The following is a 24,371-nucleotide window of genomic DNA, read 5'->3' on the forward strand; positions in this document are numbered from 1 at the left end:
CGATGACGTGAACATCATCGGTAAATGGCGACGACAGCGTCTTCGCCAACTCGGCCGTAGCCGCGATACATACCTTCGGTATTGAAGGGCAAGGTCACATTGCCCTTGGCATCAACGGCGATAAGACCGCCCTTGCCGCCGATGGTGGGTAGTTTTTCCTGAACGACACGATCTGCCGCCTCCTGCAACGAGGCGCCCAGATACTCCATTTGCGCCGACACGTCGTAAGCGGCGACCATGCGGATGAACATCTCGCCGGTACCGGTGGTCGACACCGCGCAGCTCCGGTTATTGGCATAGCAGCCGGCGCCGATCAGCGGGGCGTCACCCACGCGTCCGACCTGTTTGTTCGTGATACCGCCAGTCGAGGTGGCCGCAGCCAGATTGCCTTGGGCATCAACGGCCACGGCGCCCACCGTGCCGAATTTACGGTCGGAATCCAGCGGGTCGGCCGGAGCGGGCTGCCCGCGGGCGACCAGAGCCTGGCCATCATGATCCAGCACCGCCGCCTCCGGGTTTTCTCGTTGCACACGCAACAATTGTTCCCGGCGGGCCTCGGTGGAGAAATACGAGGGGTCAACCAGCTCGAGCCCCTGATCGCGTGCGAAGGCAACCGCGCCTTCACCCACGAAGAAAACATGCTTGCTGTCTTCGAGCACGCGACGGGCAGCCAGCACCGGATTACGCACACAATCGACGTTGGCGATAGCACCCGAACGCAAGGTAGCGCCGTCCATGATGGACGCATCCAGCTCGTGAGTGCCGGCGCTGGTGAAAACCGCGCCATGACCGGCATTGAATAGCGGGCAATCTTCCAGCAGGCGCACCGCTTCGGTCACCGCATCCAACGCGCTGCCGCCATCGGCCAACACGGCCTGGCCCGCCTGCACGATGGCGCGCAGCGCCTGCAGATACTCTTGTTCCTTCTCCGGCGACATGGCCGCGCGCGACATCGCACCAGCGCCGCCGTGAATCGCGATAACGGGGGTAATCATCGTTTTCCTGTTCCTGCTACACCATGGATCAACCAGGGCATGACCGATTGCGTCACACCCATGGCGGCTTCTATTGAATTCTTGGCGCGATGCGCCACTGCGGCCGACAAGCCCTCGATCAGGCCAAGCGCCGCGGTTTCCGCATTGGAGGAGAACTGGCGCGCGCTGGACGCATACAGCGCCACCGTGGCACAAGGCGCCAGGGGCGATGTGGGCCGGTCTGTCAGAACGAGCACCGGCACGCCTGCCTGTTTGGCCGCGCTGGCCAGGGTGACGGTATCAGCCAGATAACGGGGAAAAGCGATCGCGATCACCAGATCGCGAGGCGTCATGCGAGCCATCTGGCGGGCCGCGTGCGAAACGCCGCCGGGTCCGGCCAGTGTCTCGACCGAATGCAGATGCATGCACAGACCGCGCTGCAACAGGCCAGCGAGATAGCCGCTGGCGCCAAAGCCTATGATGAACACACGCTCGGCCTGCAAGACCGACTCCACCGCCCGCTCGCAGGCGCCCTCGTCCAGATTCTGCAACGTTTGCTGCGCGTTCTGGATGTCTTCCTGCAAGGTGGCCGCGAAAATCTGCACCGCGCTGGCCGAATGGGCTAGCTCCACGCGCAATTTCTCGACAGGCTCCAGCGCCGCCTCGAAGCCGCGCGCCAGCTCGGCGCGAAACTGCGGATAGCCCGGCAGATCCAGCGCGCGCGCGAAGCGGTTGGCCGTCGCCACCGACACACCCGCCGCTGCGGCGAATTCGTCGATGGTCATGGTCGCCACCCGGAAAGGGTGAGTCAGCACATACTCAGCCATGCGATGCTGAGTCCGGCTAAAACTCGGCTGAGCGCGAGCAATCCGTTCAGCAATAGAGGTAGCGGCTTTAGACATCTAGGGGAGGGAGAAACGCAAGCAAGCGCTATCGGTGAGTGTAAATTTGTTTACATAGGTATTTTAGAAAAGAAAATAAATTTTCATATTTAGGGATTACCCTGCAATCCGTAAAGACCATGTCACAGACATAGTCTTTTGGACAAATAAAAACCCTGGGCATGTTCGCGCCCAGGGTTTGAAATCGCGGCAAGCTTAGCGAACGGCGGAAACGTCCAGCTTGGCCAGGGTCTTGCTCTGGATTTCCTCGATGGTGACGCCCGGCGCCAACTCGATCAATTTCAGGCCTTCAGGCGTGACTTCCATCACACCCAGGTCGGTGATGATCAGGTTGACCACCCCCACCCCTGTCAGGGGCAGCGTACATTCGGGCAAGAGCTTGATGTCTTCGGTGCCGTCTTTCTTCTTGGCAATGTGCTCCATCAACACAACCACGCGGCCGACACCAGCCACGAGATCCATGGCGCCCCCCATGCCCTTGACCATCTTTCTCGGAATCATCCAGTTGGCCAGATCTCCGTTTTGAGAGACCTGCATCGCGCCCAAGATTGCCAGATTGATCTTGCCGCCCCGGATCATCGCAAAAGAGTCGGCGGACGAGAAAATCGACGAGCCGGGCAAGGTGGTGACGGTCTGCTTGCCGGCGTTGATGAGGTCGGCATCGACTTCGTGGTCCGCTGGGAAAGGACCGATACCGAGCAAACCGTTTTCGGATTGCAGCCAAACCTCCATGCCGGCAGGCACGTGATTGGCGACCAGTGTCGGCAGACCGATACCCAGGTTTACATAAAAGCCGTCTTGCAGCTCGCGCGCGGCGCGCGCGGCCATTTCATCGCGGGACCATGCCATGTTCTTGTCTCCTCAGGCCGGGCGAGTGGTACGTTGTTCGATGCGCTTTTCCGGGGTGGCGTTGAGCACGATCCGGTTGACATAGATACCGGGCAGATGAATCTGATCCGGGTCCAGGCTGCCCGTATCAACGATCTGCTCGACCTCGACCACGGTGATCTTGCCTGCCATCGCCACATTGGGATTAAAGTTGCGCGCCGTCTTGCGAAACACCAGATTGCCGCTACGGTCGGCGATATGCGCCTTGACCAAGGACACATCCGGCGTGAGAGAGCGCTCCATCACATATTGCAGGCCATCGAATTCGCGGATTTCTTTACCCTCGGCCACGATGGTGCCGACACCGGTGCGCGTGAAAAATGCCGGAATGCCCGCGCCGCCCGCACGCAGCTTCTCGGCCAGCGTGCCCTGCGGCGTGAACTCCAGCTCAAGCTCGCCAGACAGATATTGGCGCTCGAATTCTTTGTTCTCGCCCACATAGGAAGCGATCATCTTGCGCACTTGGCGGGTGTTGAGCAACTGACCCAGGCCAAAGCCATCGACACCGGCGTTATTGCTCACACAGGTCAGATCTTTGACACCCGAATCACGCAGCGCGCCGATCAGGGCTTCGGGGATACCGCAGAGGCCGAACCCCCCGACAGCAATCATTTGCCCATCCTTGACGATGCCTGCCAGCGCCTCCTTGGCGCTTGCATAAACCTTGTCCATCACTCCAACTCCTTGTTTGAGATCATGAGATCAGTGGTGCGCCAGAGGGGCGAAACCCTGGCCTTACTTTGTTTTGCTTTAGCAGATTTTAATCGCAGCAATGCGATCTCAGGAGGCTGGCGGCGAGAATAGGCGCCCCAAACGAGACAAGGCCTCGGACGGCCAGGGCTGCGAGCGATTGGCCACGTAATCCATCCAGACCAGCACATTACGGCCTCGGGCATAGGGGCCACTATCATCACCCAGTTTGTCGAGAATCAGCTCGAACTCCATGCTGGAGCGCCCTATACGGGTCAGCACATGCGTGACGCGCACCGTGGCCGGATAGACGAAAGAGCGCAGAAAATCGCACGAAGCATGGGCGAGGATGGCCCCTTCTTGGGCAGGCAAGGTCAGACCCGCCCCATACAGAATCGACATTCTCGCCTCTTCCATGAGACGGAAATAAATGGTGTTGTTCAGATGATTCAATGCATCGGAATCGCCCCAACGCAAGGGCAGATCGATGTAATGCCGCGCGCCCGCCTGAAGCGGCGCCGGCGCTTGTGCCGTTTGATCCAAGCCAGACTCCTGAAACCCATTATTCAAGCCCGCAGACGCATGACGGCCAGCCCGAGGCTAGCTGCAATACAATCGAGCCATCTTTGATTAATGATACTTCCTGCAAGTGTAGGACTGGATAAGGGGATATTTATAATGTCTGAACGCGAGTCGATGGAATATGACGTGGTCATCGTGGGCGGTGGCCCCGCTGGCCTCGCCAGCGCCATTCGCCTGAAACAACTGGCTGCCGAAAAAAACCAGGAAATCAGCGTCTGCGTGCTTGAGAAGGGCTCTGAGATAGGCGCCCACATTCTATCGGGCGCGGTCATGGACCCGATTGCCCTGACCGAGCTGATCCCCGACTGGAAAGAAAAGGGCGCGCCGCTCAACGTGCCGGTCACTCAAGACAAGTTTCTGTTCCTCTCCGACAAGGGCGCTCGCTCCACGCCAGAGTGGCTGCTGCCCGCCTGTTTCCACAATAAAGGCAACTACATCGTCCGTCTGGGCGAAGTGGCTAAATGGTTGGGTGAGCAGGCCGAGGCGCTAGGCGTTGATATTTTTCCTGGCTTTGCCGCCGTCGAAGTGCTTTACGACGAGAACGGCGCCGTGCGCGGCGTGGCCACCGGCGACATGGGCATCGCCCGTGACGGCTCACACACGGCTCACTACCAGCCCGGCATGGAACTGCTGGCCCGCTACACGCTGTTCGCCGAGGGCGCGCGCGGCCAATTGGGGCGCCAACTCACAGAGCGATTCAAACTGGCGCAAGGCCGTAATGCGCAGTCTTATGGCATCGGCATCAAAGAAATGTGGGAAGTCGATCCGGCCCAATCACGTCCCGGTCTCGTCGTGCACACCGCCGGCTGGCCGCTGGACTCCGATACCTATGGCGGCTCCTTTCTCTACCACCTGGACAACAACATCGTGGTGGTCGGCCTGATCGTCGGCCTGGACTACGCCAACCCCTGGCTCTCGCCCTTCGAAGAGTTTCAGCGCTATAAAACGCATCCGGCCATTCGCGGCACCTTCGAAGGCGGCAAACGCATCGCCTACGGCGCGCGTGCGATCACCGCGGGCGGCCTGCTGTCCCTGCCTAAACTCGTGTTCCCGGGCGGCGCCCTGATTGGCTGTGAGGCGGGTTTCCTGAACGCCTCTCGCATCAAGGGCAGCCATGCCGCCATCAAGTCCGGCATGATGGCGGCGGAAGCCGCCTTCGATGCCATCGTGGCCGACCGCCGGGCCGACGAATTGGCGGCCTACCCGCAGGCCTTCGAATCGTCGTGGCTGCACGAAGAGCTGAACAAGGCGCGTAACTTCAAGCAATGGTTTAAGAAGGGGCGCAGCGTCGGCATTGTCATGACCGGTGTTGAACAATTGCTGCTCAAAGGCAAAATGCCCTGGACGCTGCGCAACGACAAACCCGATCACGCCAGCCTGCAACCGGCCGCGCAATGCGCCCGCATCGACTATCCCAAGCCCGATGGCAAACTGACCTTCGATCGCCTGAGTTCGGTCTTTATCTCGAATACCAACCACGAAGAAAATCAGCCCATTCATCTGACGCTGAAAAACCCCGACATTCCGGTAGAGGTCAACCTGGCTACCTACGGCGGGCCTGAGGCGCGCTACTGCCCGGCCGGTGTTTACGAGTTCATCAAAGATGACCACGGCGCCGACCGCCTGCAGATCAACGCGCAGAACTGCGTGCACTGCAAGACCTGCGACATCAAAGACCCGAAACAAAATATCGTCTGGGTTGCGCCTCAGGGCGGCGAAGGACCGGTCTACAACGGTATGTAATCCTCAGGGCGCTTCGGCGCCCTGTTTGATGCGGGGGCCCGCCTCTGCCATGACGGCGGCCCATCTGCCCTATCCTTCATCGATAGCCTGACAGGCAGCGACGAACGCCCCTTTTTGAACGCTGGAGAAATCATGACGCAAACCATTTTGCTGGCCGGTTGCGGTGATCTGGGTCTGCGTGTGGCCGAACGGCTACTCGCACGCGGCGATGAGGTCTGGGGCTTGCGCCGCCAGCCCCCCGCGTCGTTTCCCGCTGGGATGCGCTGGATCACCGCTGACCTGGCCGACCCCGCCAGCCTGGCCGGACTGCCGCAGCACATTCAGCGTGTTGCCTATCTCCCCACCCCTGGCGCGCGCGAGCCCGAGCGCTACCGAGCCGTTTTTTTGCACGGCCAACGCCATCTGCTGGCGGCCTTGAACCGCAAGCCTGAGCGCTGGGTTTTCGTGTCTTCGTCGGCAGTCTACGGCGAGCATAGCGGCCAATGGATAGACGAAGACTCGCCGACCTCACCCCAGGGCTTTAACGGACGCATTCTGCTGGAAGCCGAGCAGGCCTTGCAGACCGCCCTACCCGGCGCAGTCTCACTGCGGCTGGCTGGCCTTTACGGCCCAGGCCGCACCCAATTGCTGCAACGCTTGCGTCAAGGCCAGGCTCGGGCGGCGGCTGACCATTGGGCGAATCGCATGCATATCGATGACGCCGCGGCGGCCCTTGATCATCTGCTGCACATCGATGCACCCTTGCCCTGTTATTTGGGGGTCGATGACACCCCCATGCTGCTGGATCAGCTTTACGGCGAGCTAGCGCGCATGTTGAACGCCCCACCTCCCGAAGCGGGCCCCCCTCCGGCCGATGTCGGCAGCAAACGCTTGAGCAATCAACGACTCAAGAGCAGCGGTTTTGCGCTGCGCTGGCCGGACACCATCGCCGGCTACCGTGAGCTGATCGACTGCGGCATGATTTGATGTCAATCAGGGCGGCGCAAGGGCCGCCCTGATTGACATCACCGGAGCAGGCTGGAACAGGTCCGATCAGGCCTTCAAGATGCGTCTCAGCACCGTCAGTGTCCGTTGGATCGCTTCAGGCGAGATATCGAGATGGGTGACCAAACGCACCGGCCCCTCATAGACGGCGCTCATCAGGATGCCCTCTTCTTTCAGGCTGTGGTTCAGGGCCGCACGGTGCTCAGCAGCAAACTGCACGAACACCATATTGGTATGCTGCGACAGCACCTGCACACCAGGCAGCGCAGCCAGACCCGCGCCCAGAACACGGGCATTTTCGTGGTCTTGCGCCAGCCGGGTCACATTGTGATCCAGCGCATAGTGCGCTGCGGCCGCCAGCACGCCGGCCTGACGCATGCCACCGCCCAGCACCTTGCGCCAGCGGCGCGCCACATCGATCAGTGCCTGGCTGCCCACCAGCACCGACCCCACCGGTGCGCCCAACCCCTTGGAAAAGCAGATCGACACGCTGTCAAACGGCTGGCACAGCGTCTCTAGCGCAAGACCTGTCGCCACGCTGGCATTGAACACTCTCGCTCCGTCCAAATGGGTGCCCAAGCCCTTGCTCCGGGCGAACGCCGTGGCCTCCAGAATGTAATCCTGCGGGATAACCTTGCCGTGAAAGGTGTTCTCCAGCGCCAGTAATCGTGTGCGCGCATAGTGCGCATCGCCCTCCGGCTTGATGGCCGCGGCCAACTTGGCCAGTGGCAGTGAGCCATCGGGGTCATGCTCGACAGGCTGAGGCTGGATGCTGGCCAACACCGCCGCACCGCCCCCTTCATACTTATAAGTGTGCGCCAACTGGCCCACCAGATACTCGTCGCCACGGCCGCAATGCGCCATCAGGCCTGCCAGATTGCTTTGTGTACCCGTGGGGAAGAATAAGCCCGCTTCCTTGCCGGCTCGCTCGGCCACTGCCCGCTGTAGTCGGATGACACTGGGATCATCACCCATCACGTCATCACCCACAGGCGCCTGTGCCATCACCTGCAACATGGCCGCCGAAGGACGGGTTACGGTATCGCTACGAAAATCGATCATCTTGCCTTCCCTTTCATTCGCGGGCTTTGCGCGGCCGAGCCCTGCTGACCGCCACAATCCCCGCCATAATCAAAACCATGCCCGCCAACGCTATCGGCGCCGGGCGTTCGAAGCATCAACCAGGCCAGCGCAATCGCCACGAGAATGATATAGGCCATTCCCGCCCACAATTGCCACCCCACACTGGGGAAATCTGCGGCACCATCCAAGCCCAGGGCAACAAGCCGCCCGCCAGCATCAGGCTCAAGCCGATGCGGTCGACACTGCTACGGTTCATCGCAAACCCTCCAGAAAACAGACCCAGGTTTCAGGCAAAAAAAAGCCTGCGATCTCGCGCAGGCCTTAATGATGCGCCCTGGCAATCCGGCTTAAAGCGGTTTGGCCAATTGTTCAAGAATGGCAGGATTTTCCAGCGTAGACACATCCTGCGTCACTTCTTCGCCCTTGGCCACCACGCGCAACAGACGGCGCATGATCTTGCCAGAACGCGTCTTGGGCAGGTTGTCGCCAAACCGGATGTCCTTGGGCTTGGCAATGGGGCCGATTTCCTTGGCGACCCAATCACGCAATTGCTTGGCGATGGCTTGCGCCGCTTCGCCTTCCGGACGCGCGCCTTTGAGCACCACAAAAGCCACGACGGCTTCGCCAGTGGTGTCATCAGGACGCCCCACCACGGCTGCCTCGGCCACCAGCTCATGCGCAACCAGCGCCGACTCGACTTCCATCGTGCCCAGGCGGTGGCCGGAGACGTTAAGCACGTCGTCGATGCGACCCATGATCCAGAAATAGCCGTCCGCGTCGCGCTGCGCGCCGTCGCCCGCGAGATAATAGCCGCGCAGCTCAGCAGGGAAATAGCTCTTTTTGAAACGCTCGGGGTCGCCCCAGATGGTGCGTATCATCGAAGGCCAGGGCCGCTTGATGACCAGGAAACCGCCATTACCCTGCTCGACATCGGCCCCCGTCTCATCGACGATGGCCGCAGTAATGCCGGGCAAAGGCAAGGTGCACGACCCCGGCTTGAGCGGCGTGGCGCCTGGCAAGGGCGTAATCATGTGACCACCCGTCTCGGTCTGCCACCAAGTATCGACAATCGGGCAACGCTCTTGGCCGACCTGTTTGTGATACCAGATCCAAGCCTCCGGATTAATGGGTTCGCCCACCGTGCCGATAATGCGCAGACTGTTCAAATCGAAGTTGCGCGGATGCGTTTGCGGTGCGGCCTCCGATGCCTTGATGAGCGAACGGATGGCAGTGGGCGCGGTGTAAAAAACGCTGACCTTATGACGCGCAATCATGTCCCAGAAACGGCCTGCATTGGGGAAAGTCGGCACCCCCTCGAACACGACCTGCGTCAACCCTGCCGCCAGGGGGCCATAGGTAATATAAGTGTGACCGGTGATCCAGCCCACATCCGCCGTGCACCAATAGACATCGCTGGCGCGAGCGTCAAACGTCCACTTGACCGTCAGCAAGGACCACAGCAGATAACCGGCCGAAGCATGCTGCACGCCCTTGGGCTTTCCTGTCGAGCCCGAGGTATAGAGGATGAACAGCGGATGCTCAGCCTCGACCGGCACCGGCTCGCAGGTATCCGGCTGGCCGGCCTGCACCTCATGCATCCAGAGATCACGGCCCTCTTGCCAGGCGATCTTGCCGCCGGTGCGGCGGTAAACGATCACCTTGGAGACCGCATCGCAGCCCCCCATCGCAAAGGCTTCTTCAACGGCAGGCTTGAGCGGAATGACCTTGCCGCCGCGCACCTGCTCATCGGCCGTGATGACAAGCGACGCGCCCACGTCAACAATGCGTTCCTGCAAACTCTTGGCCGAGAAACCGCCGAACACCACCGAGTGGGTCACGCCCAAACGGGCGCAGGCCTGCATGGCCACCACGGCCTCAATCGACATGGGCATGTAGATGATGGCGCGATCGCCCTTCTTGTAGCCCAGGGACTTCAAGCCATTGGCGAAGCGGCAGACACGGGCCAGCAGCTCACGGTAGCTGACTTTCTCGACCTGGCCGTCATCGGCCTCGAAAATGATGGCCGTCTTGTCGGCGTTGCCATTGCCGAGATGAACATCCAGACAATTGGCCGACACATTCAGTTCACCGTCGCCAAACCAGCGGTAAAACGGCGCGTTGCTTTCGTCCAGCACCTCGGTGAAAGGCTTGGTCCATTGCAGGTTCTCGCGCGCATGGCGCGCCCAGAAACCGTTGAAATCCTGCTCGGCTTCCTGGCATAGCGCCCGATAGGCCTCCATGCCGGAAATGCTGGCGCCCTCGACGGCGCGCTCGGGCGGGGGAAACACACGGTTTTCCACCAGGACGGATTGGATGGCGTTAGACATGGTTTGTCTCCGGATTCGTGATTATTGATGCTGCGGTTGTGCTAAGGCGCAACCCTAGCGTCATGCTCTTGTGGGCGGCGAGCTAAACGCTCATCTGGCGCCCTTTTTAAAAGTGAATATATAAGCATAGCAGCCGGCCTCAGGCCGCTCTTATGCGGGCAATACCCCTCGCCAGGTCAACGCGGCTGAGCAGCGCAAGACCTCCCACGAAGAACAAGCCCGTCACAAGTATGGCCAGACGCTGATTGCCTGCCGTGACCCAAGTCACCAGGCCGTAGGTCAAGGGCCCGACGACTGCCGCTAATTGCACCGCGAAAGTCCACAGTGCGAAAAACTCCGCCAGCCGCCCGGGTGGCGCCATAGCTCCCGTCATGGCCCGTCCGGCGCTCTGGCTCGTGCCCATGCACAAGCCCGCCAGTGTTGCCGCAATCCAGAACACCGTTGCAGTGGTGGCTGCATAGGCCAGCAGCACCATGATGATCCAGCACCCCAGCGTCATGGCCAGCGCGCGCTTGTGGCCAATGCCATCCTGCACATAGCCGAAACAGAACGCGCCTAAGGCCGCGGCGATATTGACGGCAAACACCAGCAGCATGATCTGCGGCATCGTGAAACCCATCGCTTCCTTGGCATAGATAGCCGCTAGGGTGATCACGACAGCAATGCCGGCGTGATAGCAGGCGCCGCAAATCAGCAGGCTGCGAAACTCGGGATAGCGCTCGCCGGTTTCGCGCCAGGCAGCCGCCAGTCGCCGCAGCATGCCGGGCCCCTGGCGGTGCAGGCTGCGTGCGTGCGAACGCTCACGCAACATGAAAAAGGAAGGCAGCGCGGCCAACATGAATACCGCACAGGTCAGGGTGATCACCCAGGGCACATATTGCGCCGCCTCCTGCCCCGCCGCCTCGCCAGCGCTGACTACGGCCAGACACAGACCCAACGTCAACATACCGCCGCAATAGCCGAAACCCCAGCCCCAGCCAGACACCCGGCCCAAGGCTTCAGGCCGCGCCAGCTCGGGCAAGAACGACGCCACCACCGACTCGCCCACGCAATAGCAGTAATTCGACAGGACGACCGCCACCAGGGCCAGCCAGACATCACCCGGGCCGGTCTGGGTCAGCAATGACATCGCGAGTACGCAACCCACGGTGCTGGTGTAGAGCAAGCGCCGCTTGCCGGCACGCGCATCGGCGCGCGCGCCTAGCGCCGGCATAGTCAGCATGACGACCAGATATGACAGCGACAATGCCGCCGTCCAGGCCAGCGTTGCCCATTGCGCGCTCTGGGCCACCACGGCCACGAAATACGTGCTGAATACCGTCGTCAAAATGACGGTGGTGTAGCCGGAGTTGGCGAAGTCATACATGGCCCAGGCCCAGACCTCACGCCGGCGCACGCCGGAGTTCAACATCCCGCTGACGCTGTCCGGCGGCACACTCACAGGGCAAGCGCCCCGATGCCGGCACGGGCGATTTCCGCGTCCTCACTGGACTTCACACCCGAAACCCCCACGGCCCCCACCACCTGGCCATCGGCAAGAACGGGGACGCCCCCTTCCAGCAAGGCTTCCAGCTCAGGAACGGACAGGAAAGAATGACGGCCGTTGTTAATGAGTTCTTCATAGTTGCGCGACTCACGGCGACCCAGCGCCGAAGTGCGCGCCTTGGCTGCGGCGATGTAAGCAGAAATAGGCGCAGCGCCGTCACCGCGCAACGCGCCCAGCAGATGACCGCCATCGTCCACCACGGCGATGGACACGGCCCATTGATGAGCCAAGGCGTGCGCCTCGGCCGCCGCGAGAATTTTCTTGACGTCTTCAGTGCCCAGGACGAGTTTGGACTTCATTGCAGCGATTCCTTGATCTGTTCGAGTGACGAGGGGTCTTCAATAGTGGTGAGATCGCCGGGATCGCGACCTTCGCAAATAGCCACAATGGCCCGGCGCAACACTTTGCCGGACCGTGTCTTGGGTAACGCCCCGACAAAGCGGATGCGCGCCGGCCGCGCCACCGCGCCCAGCTGATCTTCCACCACGCGCATGATAGCCCCTTCCAAGGCTTGCGCCGCAGCCGACGCATCAAGGGTTTCCGGTCTTTTCAGCACCACGAAAGCCAGAGCCACCTGACCTTTAAGGCTATCCGACACCCCCACGACTGCGCACTCGGCCACGTCCTCATGGCTATTGACGGATTCTTCGATTTCGCGCGTGCCCAGGCGATGTCCCGCGACATTGATCACATCATCGGTGCGCCCCAGGATGAACCAATAGCCGTCTTCGTCGCGCAAACCCCAGTCAAAGGTCGAATACAACTGACGGCCGGGGATGGAGCTGAAATAAGTCTGCACAAACCGCTCATCATCTCCCCAGAGCGTGGACAAGGCTCCTGGCGGCAAGGGCGGCGCAATCGCCACCACCCCCTTCTCGCCCGCCCCCAGATCCTCTCCGCTTATCTCGCTGACGACGCGCACATCAAACCCATATACCGGAAATGACGGACTGCCAAAACGCGTCGGCACCTGCTCGACGCCGGGCTGCGCGGACAGAATCGGCCAGCCGGACTCCGTCTGCCAATAGTTATCGATGATGGGTTTGCCCAGACCTTCACCTATCCATTGCGCCGTAGGCTCGTCCAGCGGTTCACCCGCCAGGTAAAGCGCGCGCAAGGATGACAGATCATGCTGCCTGAGCAAGGCCGGTTCCTGGCGCTTGAGCACGCGCACCGCAGTCGGGGCGGAAAACAGGGTATTGACACGATAGCGCTCCACGAGGCGCCAAAGAATCGCCCCGTCAAGCCGCACCGGCGTGCCCTCATACAGAATGCTGGCCTGCCCGCCTATCAGCGGCCCGTAAACAATATAAGAGTGGCCCACCACCCAGCCGATATCGCTGGTGCAGAAATAGGTATCGCCGGGTTTGCCGTCAAACAGATATTCCATCGAGGACGCCAACGCCACGGCATATCCCCCCGTATCTCGCTGCACGCCTTTGGGGCGGCCGGTCGTGCCCGAGGTGTAGAGAATGTAGCTCGGCTCGGATGACTCCAGCCAGGTCACGGGCACCCGCGCGCCCTCATGCCGGGCGCGCAGCGCTGCGTAATCATGGTCGCGGCCCGGTTGGCGTTCGCAGGCCGCCAAACCCCGGTCAAACACGAGCACGCTGGCAGGAGGATGCTGCGCCAGCGCCAGCGCCTTATCCAGCAGCGGCTTGTAGGCCACCACCTTGCCAGCGCGTGAACCGCCGTCGGTGCATACCACCACTTTAGGCCGGGCATCATCGATGCGCTGAGCAAGATTGACCGAGGCAAAACCGCCAAACACCACGGAATGGATAGCGCCGATGCGTGCGCAGGCCAGCATGACGAACACCGCTTCCGGCACCATGGGCATGTACAGCAGCACACGGTCGCCACGGCCTACCCCCTGCTCGCGCAACATGGACGCCACCGCGTTCACCTCCTCATACAGCTCACGCCGCGTGTACACCTGCTCGCGGTCCACCTCTGTCGACACCCAGATCAGCGCAGGAGCATCCGCGGCCTGGGGCAACCAGCGATCCACGCCGTTGTAGCAAAGATTCGTGCGCCCACCGACAAACCATCGTGAAAAAGGGGGGTGGCTAAAGTCCAAGACTTCGTCGAACGGCGTTTCCCAGTGAATGCGCCCTGCCTGCTCACGCCAAAAGGCATCCCTATCGTGAATCGACCGATAGTGGAAATCCCGGGTTCTTTCCATGCCTTGTCTCCTGTTATGGTTTGCCAGCTTTTCTTAGGAATCGGCGATGCTGCCCTAAATCGCCTGCTCTTATTGTCGGCAGTCAACCTTGCACCAGGCTTGCCGGCCACCCCCGGGATTCCCCCAGGCTTCATTCGGGTACGAAATTTCTACTTTTCCCATGTGCTTACACCCGGATGTAATAATAGGTTTGATAGAATCCAGTCATAAATTTTTCCTAACCAGGTTTCAGCCCCCAGCTCCGAGGGTCTGAAACGGTTTCGGCGAGCATGCATCGACACTCCTACATCGCGCGTCCCTCCCTCCGCTCAGCCCGCCGTGGCCTGCGCCTTCTTGCGTCGGTCTTTTGCGTGGCAGTGATGGCCGGATGCGCGACCAAGAGCAACAAGTCTGCTAACGCCTACGACTCCGAAATCGACCCCTACGAAACCGAGTGGGTCGCCACTACCGAAGACCCTATCGGTCTTCTGGTGACCCATAAACTCAAGCGCGAACGCCAACGCCAGGTGCAGGCGCCTTTCCGCAGCGAAAGCGCGCTGGTTGCCGAGGCCCTGAATCAACTGGGTGTGCGTTACCGTTTCGGCGGCACCTCGCCCGACACCGGCTTTGATTGCAGCGGCCTGATTGCCTATTCAGCTGAACGTTCCCTCGGCCTCAAGCTGCCGCGTAACGCCGCCGACCTCGCTCGCCAATCCACCGTTATCGACCGCAAAGAACTGCGACCCGGCGACCTAGTGTTTTTCAACACCTTGGGCAGACGCTACTCGCATGTGGGCATTTATATGGGTGACAACCGCTTCGTGCATTCGCCCAGCGCGGGCGGTGTGGTGCGGGTTGAAAACATGACCATCGCCTACTGGTCCAAGCGTTTTAACGGCGCCCGCCGGCTGGATGGCAGCCTGCTAGCCCAGGCTTCGAACAACTGATAGCCTTCGCCTCATCAGCCTAAAACGCCGGCTTTACGCCGGCGTTTTGCCGCTGCAAGCGCGACTGGACACGCCCAATAAAAAGCCCCGATAACGGGGCGCGGACTGGGGCAAACAACCCTACTCATCGCAAGCTAATAAAAGTCAGGACAACACCCGGACATTGGAGGGCAGGACTAAAACGGGTGGCATGAGGCGTTCAGTGTTTGGTGACTTTTTTGTCGCAGGCCTGGCTGCACAGCCCGCATTGCTGAAGGGCTTGCTGCATGCTGCAGACCGAGCGCCGACAAGCCACGACCCGTATGCCGCCACGCTGCGCCGCGTTGCGGAAGGTTTTCATGACGTTATGGCCAAGAAAATCGGTTAGAAGAATAACCAACTGCGTGCCAGATGGCAGTTGCAACGTTTTCTTTTGATGCGAAGGATCACGCCCGCTGATGTGATGCGTGATCGAAATATTGTGCCCCTTCAGCAGATCGGGGATGTTGCCCAGACGGTCTGCACCGACCACCACCGCGCTCAAGCCTGCCACCATGATTCACCTCATTGCTGATTGCATGAGCTGTAATGATAATGATTCCCATTGAATAGTCAATCAAATGAGAGTCATTCCCATTTAATTATTTTAATCGGGTAGCAACTCGGCATAGCTTCCCTGACCCCTTCCTCCCAGGCCATTTGCTAACGCTATCTCGCCGGTCGCAGCCGGCTGGCCGCCAACAGCTTGAACGGCCTATCTGCCAGGGGATGCCCCCCCTGAAGCGCGGATAGATCAACACCAGGCTCACGTCTTATCGTGACCGACCGCGTCGCTTACGGCTTGCCGGGTCAATGAGGGCGCCAGCATTTCAAGAAAGGTATAGACGTAGTCGCGCAGGAATACGCCCGATTTCACCCCGACGCGCGTCGTGTGTGTGCCGAACAGATGGCCGACCGGCAGCCCCACGAGATTGCCATCACGGCGCGGATCATAAGCAACGCCCGCGATGATGCCTATCCCCAAACCCACATCCACATAGGTCTTGATGACGTCGGCGTCGATGGCCTCGAGCACGATATCCGGATGAATAGACTGGTTGGCGAACACCTCATCAATCGTGCTGCGGCCGGTAAATGCCCGGTCATAGGTCACAATGGGATACTCGGCCAACTGCGCCAGGCTCAGGCGCTTGGCTTCGGAAGACTTCAATTCGGCCAGCGGATGATCCGGGCGCACCACCACCGTGTGCTCCCAGGTGTAGACAGGCATGGTCACCAGGCCGGGCGTCAGCGCCAGCGACTCGGTCGCCAGGGCCAGGTCGGCCTGCTCGTGCAACACCATTTCCGCCAGTTGCGCCGGGCTGCCTTCAGCCAGCGACAGATGCACCTTGGGGAATTGCTTGCGGAAGGCCGGAATCACGCGCGGCAAAAGATAGCGGGCCTGGGTGTGCGTGCAGGCAATCACCAAACCGCCTTCATCTCGACGAGCAAACTCATCGCTGACTTTTTTCAGATTGTCGACTTCACGCATGATGCGGTCGATGACCTGCGAGACAGCCAGACCGGGCTTGGTCAGCCCTTTGATCCGCTTGCCGTGACGTTCGAAAATCTTGATGCCCAGCTCATCTTCGAATTCGATGATGGCCTTGGACACGCCAGGCTGCGAGGTGTAGAGCATGCGCGCCGCTTCAGTAAGATTGAAGTCACGGCGAATGGTTTCGCGCACAAAGCGAAATTGCTGCAGGTTCATAGAGGCAGGTCCCCATTTTTATACCCTATTGTAAGTAATATAGGCCGCGTCCTAAATCACATATTCATATAAGCATAAACCTGAGTGCTGTGCTCGTTTTTTCACCATGCATGAGTGTTGGCTGAGGTGGCAAGACGCCGAACGCAAACCATCCCGTGGCCAGGATGCCCGCCGTCAAGGTCTATCGTCATCCTCCCTTGAGCAGAACGCATCACACAAAGACCCCGGGGCGACACCTTGCTCAGCCATAGCGCGGCAAACCGCTGGCCAGGACATCTGTCACCCGCCACCGAGCAGGGCTCGAGGCCAGTGCCGGCGTCCCTACGTTATGCGAGACTCGCCCCCATCGAGCAAGCATGATGGAGGCAGTCCGTGCCTGGCCTGCAAACCCGATCGCCGCCAGTGTCGGCAGGCCGGCAAGAAGATCTTGTGCAAGCACGGCAGGGCTGCCCGCAGCCCTGAATAGGCGACGGCCTGAGGTTCAGCGCATCGTGATGGTGGTATTCACTGAGCGGCCATGCGCCGACCAACGAGCGGTCACGGTTTTGGTCTGCGTCCAAAACTGCACCGCCTGTTTGCCATTGGGGCCTAGGTCACCCAGCTTGGAGCCGCGCGATCCGGTAAAGCTGAACCAGGCCACAGGAACAGGAATCGGGATGTTGATGCCCACCTGCCCGACATCGATATGATTCTGGAAATAGCGCGCTGCGCCGCCGTCCTGCGTGAAGAGCGCCACGCCGTTGCCGTTAGGATTGCGATTGATGAAGGCCACCGCCTCCTCCAGGGTTTCCACGCCCACCACGCACAACACAGGACCGAAAATCTCCTCCTGATAAATGCTCATGGCTTCGGTCACGCCGTCAAAGATGGTGGGGCCCACGAAGTTGCCTGCGGCATAGCCCTCCACCTTGACGCCACGGCCGTCCAACAGCAGCTTGGCGCCCTCATCCACGCCCTGCTGAATCAGGCTTTCCACGCGCTTGCGGGCATTGATGGACACGAGCGGGCCCAGGTCGGCTTCGCGGTCCGTGCCGACATTGACCTTCAGCTTGCGGGAGCGCTCGACGAAATCCGGCAACCAGTTGCGCGCCTCGCCGACGAGCACGGCAACGGAAGTCGCCATGCAACGCTGGCCCGCCGCCCCGAAGGCCGCGCCCACCAATTGATTGAGCGCCACCTCAGGATCGGCGTCCGGCAGGACAACGCAATGATTCTTGGCACCCATCATTGATTGGCAACGTTTGCCAGCCTTAGAGGCTCGATCGTAAATCTCGGTGCCGACCCGAGTCGAACCGATAAAAGATACCGCCTTGATATCCGGATGTTCGCACAGGCCATTGGCGATATCGGGACCGCCGTGCACCACGTTCAGCACACCCGGCGGCAGGCCCGCCTCCAGCGCCAGTTGCGCCAGATAGAGCGAGGCTGTCGGGTCCTGCTCAGAAGGCTTGAGCACGAAGGTGTTGCCGCAAGACACGGCGATCGGAAACATGAAGCAAGGCAACATCACCGGAAAATTGAAGGCGGTAATGCCCGCGCATACCCCCAGTGGCTGGATCAGCGTGTAGACGTCGATACCCGAGGCGGCGTTCTCGGCGTACTCACCCAATTGCAGACTGGCAATCGAGCAGGCGTGCTCCACTACTTCCAGCCCCCGGCCGACCTCCCCTTCCGCGTCAGGCAGCGTCTTGCCATGCTCGCGGGTGATCATTTCGGCCAGCTTGCCGCTGTTCTCGCGCAGCAATTGCTGAAACCTCAACATCACGCGCATGCGCTGGCCCTGGCCCGCGTTACGCCAGGTTTGAAACGCCTGTTTGGCGTCGGCCACGGCCAGGTCCAGCTCCTCGCGGGTGGCAAAGGGCACCTGGGCCACCACCTCCTGATTGGCCGGGTTGATCACATCACGCCAGTGGGTGGTTTTGGACTGCACCAATTTGCCGCCAATCAACAGCGGCACGCGGGGAACTTCACTCATTGCTTGCTCCTCAGACAGGCAGATGTGAGCGGCCAGCGGGCCGCCCAGGTAGATCACTCAAGACTTGACCAACGGGCAGGTGGAGTCCGCCAGCGGCTGAAAGGCTTCTGCGGCGGGGATCGTCGCGATCAGCCTGGAATAGTCCCAGCCGCCCTTGGATTCGGCGGGCTTTTTCACTTCATACAGATACATATCGTGAATGACCCGGCCGTCGGGGCGGATTGCCGCATTGCGCATAATGGGGTCTTTGATCGGCAGTTCACGCATCTTGTCGGCGACGACCTTGCCATCGGTGCTGCCAGTCGCAGCCACCGCGCGTAAATAGTGCAGCACACTGGAATACACGCCCGCCTGGGTCATGGTGGGTTTCAAACCCCGAAAAGCCTTTTCGAAGCGCGCCGACCAAGCGCGTGTGTCATCGTCATGGTCCCAATAGAAACCATCCACATACGACAAGCCCTGCGCGCTATCCAGCCCGAGGGCGCGCAGATCCGACAGAAAGATCAAGAGCGACACCAGACGCTGGCCGCCTTCGACAATGCCAAACTCGCGCGCCTGTTTGACCGCGTTGACCGTATCCTGCCCGCCATTGGCCAGCGCCACCACCTGAGCCTTGGAGCTTTGCGCCTGTAAGAGGTAAGACGCGAAATCGGGCGCATTCAAAGGATGGCGCACGCTACCCACGACCGTGCCGTCCAGCGCCTTGACCGCCTTGACCGTATCGGCCTCCAGAGAATGACCAAAGGCGTAATCCACAGTCACGAAATACCAGGACTTGCCGCCCGCCTTCACTGTCGCCTTCGCGCCACCTGCGGACTGCGAATAGGTGTCGAACATCCAGTGAAAACCCACGGGCGAGCAATCCTTGTTCGTCAGCGCCGTCGTGGCCGGTCCGGAGAACATCACGACCTTGTTTTTTTCCCGTGCGATGCCTTGAACCGCCAGTGCTACGGCAGAATTGGTCAAGTCGGCGATAGCGCTCACCCCATCACGGTCAAACCATTCGCGGGCGCGCGCCGCCCCTACGTCTGCCTTATTCTGATTATCCGCAGACACCAGCTCGATTTTCATGCCTTTGCATTCGGCGGCCAGGCAATCATCGATGGCCAGTTGCGCGGCGGCGACCGATCCTGGGCCACCCATGCCGGCATAGGTGCCGGACATATCCGTCAACACACCGATCTTGACCGGCGGCGTGGCCGCCCAAGCCTGCCCCCCCAGCAAAGCGCCCACGCATAACCCTGCGGCAACACCGCGTGATTTCATATGCCTGTCTCCTAAGAATTTTTTTATGCCTGCCACATCGAGGCGGCGGCTCGGGCTAGTGTAGATGTGTGAAAATCCACCAGCAACGCCAGAAATGCACATGTCTTGTGCATAAATACACAAGACATCCACGAGCCAAGGGACAAGACCATGCTGGATTGGGACAGCCTGCGTTACTTTTTGGAGGTGGCGCGCAGCCAGCGCGTCAGCGCCGCCGCTCGCACATTGGGCGTCGAACACACGACCGTGGCGCGGCGCATCCGTGCCCTGGAAGCCGAGCTCGGCAGCCTGTTGTTTGAAAAATCCCGCAGCGCCGGCTTTGTGCTTACCGAAGACGGCCAGCGTCTTTTCGTGCATGCCGAACAATTGGAGAGCACCGTACATGCGGCGCGGGAAAATCTATCCGGCATCGGCCAGGCTCCTTCCGGCCATATCCGCATCGGCGCCACCGAAGGTTTCGGCAGTTATGTCGTGACGCCGCTGGCGGCCGACTTCCAACGCCGCTATCCACACATCACGCTGGATATCCTGCCGGTACCGCGCTTTGTCAGCTTATCCAAGCGCGAGGCCGATCTCGCCATCACCATCGAACGTCCACAACGCGGCCCTTATATTTGCAGCCGTTTGTGCGACTACACATTGATGCTGTATGGCACACCGCAATATCTGGCGCGCCATCCTCCGATACGCACACGGGCCGACCTGTCGGGACATAGCTTCATCGGCTATGTGGATGAGTTGCTGTTCAGCGAGCGCTTACGTTACCTGGAGGATTTGCTGCCAAACAGCCGCGTCGTGTTACGCAGCACCAGCGTCGTGGCGCAATACCACGCCGCGCTGCAAGGCCAATCACTGGCCATCCTGCCCTGTTTCATCGCCGCGCAAGACTCGCGCCTGAAGCCGGTGCTCGGCGGCGATGTCGCCATCACACGCAGCTTCTGGATGTATTGCCACGAAGATCTCTACCGTCTCAAGCGCATGAGCCTGCTGTGGGACTTCATGCGCGCGGCCGCAGAACGCAATCAGGAACTGCTCGCGGGCCGCGCGGGCCAACTGGTGACAGGCCTGGATTGAGACGGCTCAGGCCGCTGCGGCGGTCTTGGGCGGCTTGGGCGCCTTCACGCGCAGGCGCTTGTAGAGCAGGAATACCGTGAAGGCCAGCACGATGATATGAATCGCCGACACCCCAACGCCAAACGGCAGCTTGCCGCTGCTGATCCAAGCGCGCGAAAGATTGATCAGGTTAATGTAGAGCAAGCCCACCAGGCCGGCGATCAGGAGGTCTCCCGAACGCCCCAGGCGCGGGTTCACGGCGCCCAGCGGAATTGCCAGCAAAGCAAGATTGAGCGCCGCCAGCGGCAAGGATACGCGCCACATGACCTGCGACCACGAGCTATTGGTGTTGTCTTCCATAAGCTGGGTCGTCGAACGGGCTTTGCTCGAGCGCTCAGCCGCAGCACGCGCCGAAGCGATAGGATCTTCTCCGCCCTTGCTTTCCAGGCGGATGCCGTACTCTTCGAAATTAGTGAGACGCACCTCGGGCGTGCCAGGCTTGAGGTCGTAGCGGTGGCCTTTACTTAGCACCAGAAAGCGATCGCCGTTTTCCAGCGTTTCGCCACGAGCGCTTTTCGCCGTCAGGACGCTGAACCATTCAGGATCGATGGCGCGCGCGAACACCGCGCCCAATTCATCGCCCGGATCGACCGGGTCTTCCGCGAAAAACACGCGATTGCCGCGCCCGGATTCCGCAAACTGCCCCGCTGCCACCTTAGACAGATCGGAGCGTTGTTCAAAGCGCTCGCGGTACTCGCCAATCTGCCGATACGCCCAGGGAGCCGCCACCAACGTCAGGCCCGCCACCATCAGGGCAACCGGAATCGCAACGCGCAACACGGGGCGCACCCAATCCGCCAGCGACAAGCCGCTGGCGAACCAGACCACCATTTCCGATTCCCGGTAATTCCGCGTCACCGTCGTCAGCACGGCGATAAAGAGCGAAACCGCAAGAATTGTCGGTAAGGCAGTAATGGTGGAAAAGGCCGCTAGGCCAAGAACCACGTCCGCGCCGATCGTACCTCCCGCAGCCTCGCCCAACAGACGCACCAGCAGAACACTCAGCCAAACCACCACAAGAGTGGAGAAGACCACGCCAGCATGGCTGGTAATCTCGCTGACGACAGACCGTTTAAATAGAGACATGTGAGAATATGCGGGATAATGGTCCGCAACGTACGACGCACTCGGGAAATCTTCATGGAATTTAGCACACAGACCACCGCTTCCCTGCACCTGATCAAGACTTCGGCGCTGGCAGTAGGCGTGTATGCCGACGGCGTGCTCAGCCCCGCCGCCGAACAGATCGATCACGCAAGCAACGGTGCTATCCGCGCTGTCACGAAAACTGAATTCCGTGGCCGCGCCGGTGCCACCCTGGTATTGCGCAATCTGGCGGGTATTTCCGCGCAGCGTGTTGTGCTGGTGGGTCTGGGCAAGCAGGAAGAATACAGTGTTCGCGCCCACAGCGGTGCAGAACAGGCTTTCGCCGGCTACCTGGTGGCCGCGCAGCTCACCGAAGGCGTATCCACGCTGGCCGCGCTGCCCATCGAAAACAGCACGATGCGCGACCGTGCCCGTGCGGCCGCCATCGCTGCCGGCCAGGCCACCTATCACTACGACGCCACCTTCGGCAAACCCGATCGCGAGGCCCTGCCCAAGCTCAAGAAAATCACCCAGATCATCGAGCGCGCCGAAGCAGCCCAAACGCAGCAAGGCCTGCGCGAAGGCGCCGCCATCGCCAACGGCATGGCGCTGACCCGCACGCTGGGCAATCTGCCCGGCAATATCTGCACGCCGACCTATCTGGGCGAAACGGCCCGCAAGCTGGCGCGGGAATTCAAAACCCTGATCAAGGTCAAAGTTCTGGATCGCAAGCAGGTCGAAGCGCTGGGCATGGGTTCTTTCGTGTCGGTGGCGCGAGGCTCGGCCGAACCCTTGCGCTTCGTCGTGCTGCGTTACAACGGCAAGCCTGCAACGGCGCGCCGCACCCGTGGCGCAGCCGGCCCGGTAGTGCTGGTCGGCAAGGGCATCACCTTCGATGCCGGCGGCATTTCGATCAAGCCCGCCGCCACGATGGACGAAATGAAGTACGACATGTGCGGCGCAGCCAGCGTGCTCGGCACCTTCCGCGCGCTGGCCGAACTGGCCCCCGCCCTGGAGGTCGTCGGCCTGATCGCTGCCTGCGAAAACCTCCCCAGCGGCACGGCAAACAAGCCGGGCGACGTCGTCACCAGCATGTCTGGCCAGACTATCGAAATCCTCAATACCGATGCGGAAGGCCGCTTGGTTCTCTGCGATGCGCTCACCTATGCCGAACGCTTCAAGCCTTCGGCCGTGATCGACATCGCCACCCTCACCGGCGCCTGCGTCGTTGCCCTGGGCGGCGTCAACACCGGCCTGTTCTCCAAAGACGATGCGCTGGCCAGCGCCTTGCTTGAAGCGGGCCGTCAGACGCAAGATCCGGCCTGGCGCATGCCCCTGGACGATGCCTACCAGGAACAACTGAGGTCCAATTTCGCCGACATCGCCAACATCGGCGGCCCGCAGGCCGGCGCCGTCACGGCCGCCTGCTTCCTGTCGCGCTTCACCCAGGCCTATCCCTGGGCGCACCTCGACATCGCAGGCACGGCCTGGCGCGGTGGCAAGGACAAGGGCGCCACCGGCCGCCCGGTCCCCCTGCTCATGCAATACCTGCTGAACCAGGCCGCCTGAGGAAAGAGCAGCCCGCATGACCCGAATCGACTTCGCCTTTGGCGCCGCGGATCGGCTGCGGGCAGCCTGCCAGACTGCCCGCAAACGCTATCTGGCAGGCCAACGCCTCATTGTCTATTGCAGCGACGCCAACCGCCTGTCAGCCTTCGACCGCTTGCTGTGGGCCTTTGACGATATTTCCTTCGTGCCGCATGTGCTGGCGCGTGACGCCTTGGCGGCCCACACACCCATCGTGCTCACCGCCACGAACCCGCAACAGGCTGCCGCACTCGCTCCGGACGCCTGGCTGCTCAATCTGGATGACGCCTGCCCGCCGCACTATGACGATTTCCCCCGCGTGCTCGAAATCGTCTCCGGCAACGACACTGACCGCGCAGCCGCCCGGGTGCGTTGGCGCGATTACGTCGCGGCCGGCCACACCCCGCACAGCCACGACCTGAGCCGCAGCGCCTGATTACGCCGTCACTCTCACACTCTATGTCCTCCCCGTTTTCGGACCCTGGCATCCCGACCCTCACCCAGCAAATCGAGCCGGAAATCACCGCGCCGGTCGGCATGGCCTCTGATATTGTCCTTCGCGCCCTGCTGCAAGCCGAACTGGAGCAGGCCATAGAACAGGCCGCCTCCCAGGCGGCCGCGGACATGCGCGCGCGCCTCGAGGCCGAAGTGCCCGGCATCGTTGATCGTGCCTTGCAACGCTTGCGGCCGGGCTGAGCGCCCGCATCTTGTAGCAATACTGGATTTTTCAGGGAACTGTCAGTTATGCTTTCGCTCTAAGCAAATCAGGCAAGCCCCTTTGCCAA

22 protein-coding genes are annotated in these 24,371 nt (G+C 61.1%); 7 read left to right on the forward strand and 15 right to left on the reverse strand.

Annotation, left to right across the window (positions count from 1 at the left end; genetic code table 11):
- Positions 1-14 precede the first annotated feature (14 nt).
- The 5 genes from U0029_RS11625 to U0029_RS11645 form a co-directional block, all read right to left on the reverse strand.
- On the reverse strand, positions 15-995 hold the full coding sequence (locus tag U0029_RS11625) for an isoaspartyl peptidase/L-asparaginase family protein (protein WP_012416839.1): 981 nt from the start codon (positions 993-995) through the stop codon (positions 15-17).
- On the reverse strand, positions 992-1,876 hold the full coding sequence (locus U0029_RS11630; protein ID WP_039051631.1) for a MurR/RpiR family transcriptional regulator: 885 nt from the start codon (positions 1,874-1,876) through the stop codon (positions 992-994). Before U0029_RS11630 ends, U0029_RS11625 begins: the two co-directional genes overlap by 4 nt.
- 195 nt (positions 1,877-2,071) lie before the next feature.
- A complete protein-coding gene (locus U0029_RS11635; protein WP_114851833.1) occupies positions 2,072-2,725 on the reverse strand; it encodes a CoA transferase subunit B in 654 nt (217 codons plus the stop codon).
- Between the two features lie 12 nt (positions 2,726-2,737).
- On the reverse strand, positions 2,738-3,436 hold the full coding sequence (locus U0029_RS11640; RefSeq protein ID WP_012416836.1) for a CoA transferase subunit A: 699 nt from the start codon (positions 3,434-3,436) through the stop codon (positions 2,738-2,740).
- 108 nt (positions 3,437-3,544) lie between these two features.
- Positions 3,545-3,997 carry an acyl-CoA thioesterase gene (locus U0029_RS11645; protein ID WP_012416835.1) on the reverse strand — a complete coding sequence of 151 codons (453 nt, stop codon included), beginning with the start codon at positions 3,995-3,997 and terminating at the stop codon, positions 3,545-3,547.
- A 135-nt stretch (positions 3,998-4,132) separates the two neighbouring features.
- On the opposite strand from U0029_RS11645, the gene U0029_RS11650 reads away from it, so the two are divergent.
- Positions 4,133-5,779, forward strand: coding sequence for an electron transfer flavoprotein-ubiquinone oxidoreductase (locus U0029_RS11650; protein WP_039051630.1), 1,647 nt, complete (start codon positions 4,133-4,135; stop codon positions 5,777-5,779).
- 132 nt (positions 5,780-5,911) lie between these two features.
- A complete protein-coding gene (locus U0029_RS11655; protein ID WP_012416833.1) occupies positions 5,912-6,745 on the forward strand; it encodes an NAD-dependent epimerase/dehydratase family protein in 834 nt (277 codons plus the stop codon).
- A gap of 66 nt (positions 6,746-6,811) precedes the next feature.
- Here U0029_RS11655 and ltaE read toward each other — a convergent pair whose 3' ends face one another.
- The 5 genes from ltaE to U0029_RS11680 form a co-directional block, all read right to left on the reverse strand.
- Positions 6,812-7,825, reverse strand: a complete 1,014-nt coding sequence (ltaE, locus tag U0029_RS11660; RefSeq protein WP_012416832.1) for a low-specificity L-threonine aldolase — start codon at positions 7,823-7,825, stop codon at positions 6,812-6,814.
- Between the two features lie 368 nt (positions 7,826-8,193).
- Entirely contained in the window at positions 8,194-10,173 is a 1,980-nt protein-coding gene (gene acs, locus U0029_RS11665; RefSeq protein ID WP_012416831.1) for an acetate--CoA ligase, read from the reverse strand.
- Positions 10,174-10,312: 139 nt separating this feature from the next.
- Complete coding sequence (locus tag U0029_RS11670; RefSeq protein ID WP_231838672.1) at positions 10,313-11,584, reverse strand: MFS transporter; 1,272 nt, start codon at positions 11,582-11,584, stop codon at positions 10,313-10,315.
- 26 nt (positions 11,585-11,610) lie between these two features.
- A complete protein-coding gene (locus U0029_RS11675; protein WP_012416829.1) occupies positions 11,611-12,018 on the reverse strand; it encodes a heme-binding protein in 408 nt (135 codons plus the stop codon).
- Positions 12,015-13,904: a propionate--CoA ligase gene (locus tag U0029_RS11680; RefSeq protein ID WP_114851832.1), complete on the reverse strand. Its 1,890-nt coding sequence runs from the start codon at positions 13,902-13,904 to the stop codon at positions 12,015-12,017. The genes U0029_RS11675 and U0029_RS11680 overlap by 4 nt, the downstream gene beginning before the upstream one ends.
- A 269-nt stretch (positions 13,905-14,173) precedes the next feature.
- On the opposite strand from U0029_RS11680, the gene U0029_RS11685 reads away from it, so the two are divergent.
- A complete protein-coding gene (locus U0029_RS11685; protein ID WP_012416827.1) occupies positions 14,174-14,830 on the forward strand; it encodes a C40 family peptidase in 657 nt (218 codons plus the stop codon).
- Between the two features lie 199 nt (positions 14,831-15,029).
- Here the strand turns inward: U0029_RS11685 and U0029_RS11690 are convergent, their stop codons facing one another.
- The 4 genes from U0029_RS11690 to U0029_RS11705 all read right to left on the reverse strand — a co-directional run bounded on the left by U0029_RS11690 (position 15,030) and on the right by U0029_RS11705 (position 19,800).
- A complete protein-coding gene (locus U0029_RS11690; protein ID WP_012416826.1) occupies positions 15,030-15,365 on the reverse strand; it encodes a DUF2325 domain-containing protein in 336 nt (111 codons plus the stop codon).
- Between the two features lie 249 nt (positions 15,366-15,614).
- Positions 15,615-16,559, reverse strand: a complete 945-nt coding sequence (locus U0029_RS11695; RefSeq protein ID WP_012416825.1) for a CysB family HTH-type transcriptional regulator — start codon at positions 16,557-16,559, stop codon at positions 15,615-15,617.
- A gap of 481 nt (positions 16,560-17,040) precedes the next feature.
- A complete protein-coding gene (locus U0029_RS11700; protein WP_012416824.1) occupies positions 17,041-18,534 on the reverse strand; it encodes a CoA-acylating methylmalonate-semialdehyde dehydrogenase in 1,494 nt (497 codons plus the stop codon).
- A 57-nt stretch (positions 18,535-18,591) separates the two neighbouring features.
- Positions 18,592-19,800, reverse strand: a complete 1,209-nt coding sequence (locus U0029_RS11705) for an ABC transporter substrate-binding protein (RefSeq protein WP_012416823.1) — start codon at positions 19,798-19,800, stop codon at positions 18,592-18,594.
- Positions 19,801-19,950: 150 nt separating this feature from the next.
- Between U0029_RS11705 and U0029_RS11710 the strand changes: the two genes are divergently transcribed.
- Positions 19,951-20,874: a LysR family transcriptional regulator gene (locus U0029_RS11710; protein WP_114851831.1), complete on the forward strand. Its 924-nt coding sequence runs from the start codon at positions 19,951-19,953 to the stop codon at positions 20,872-20,874.
- A 6-nt stretch (positions 20,875-20,880) separates the two neighbouring features.
- Here the strand turns inward: U0029_RS11710 and lptF are convergent, their stop codons facing one another.
- Positions 20,881-21,999 (reverse strand): LPS export ABC transporter permease LptF, encoded by a 1,119-nt coding sequence (gene lptF, locus U0029_RS11715; protein ID WP_012416821.1) that lies wholly within the window; start codon positions 21,997-21,999, stop codon positions 20,881-20,883.
- 54 nt (positions 22,000-22,053) lie between these two features.
- On the opposite strand from lptF, the gene U0029_RS11720 reads away from it, so the two are divergent.
- From U0029_RS11720 to U0029_RS11730, 3 genes are read left to right on the forward strand one after another with little or no spacing between them, the layout of a single operon-like run.
- Complete coding sequence (locus tag U0029_RS11720; protein ID WP_114851830.1) at positions 22,054-23,568, forward strand: leucyl aminopeptidase; 1,515 nt, start codon at positions 22,054-22,056, stop codon at positions 23,566-23,568.
- A gap of 16 nt (positions 23,569-23,584) precedes the next feature.
- On the forward strand, positions 23,585-24,022 hold the full coding sequence (locus U0029_RS11725) for a DNA polymerase III subunit chi (protein ID WP_012416819.1): 438 nt from the start codon (positions 23,585-23,587) through the stop codon (positions 24,020-24,022).
- A 23-nt stretch (positions 24,023-24,045) separates the two neighbouring features.
- The gene (locus U0029_RS11730) at positions 24,046-24,282 is read left to right on the forward strand and encodes a hypothetical protein (RefSeq protein ID WP_012416818.1); all 237 of its coding nucleotides are present in this window, start codon (positions 24,046-24,048) and stop codon (positions 24,280-24,282) included.
- Positions 24,283-24,371: the final 89 nt, after the last annotated feature.

The organism is Bordetella avium, from assembly GCF_034424645.1.
Classification (GTDB): domain Bacteria; phylum Pseudomonadota; class Gammaproteobacteria; order Burkholderiales; family Burkholderiaceae_B; genus Bordetella; species Bordetella avium.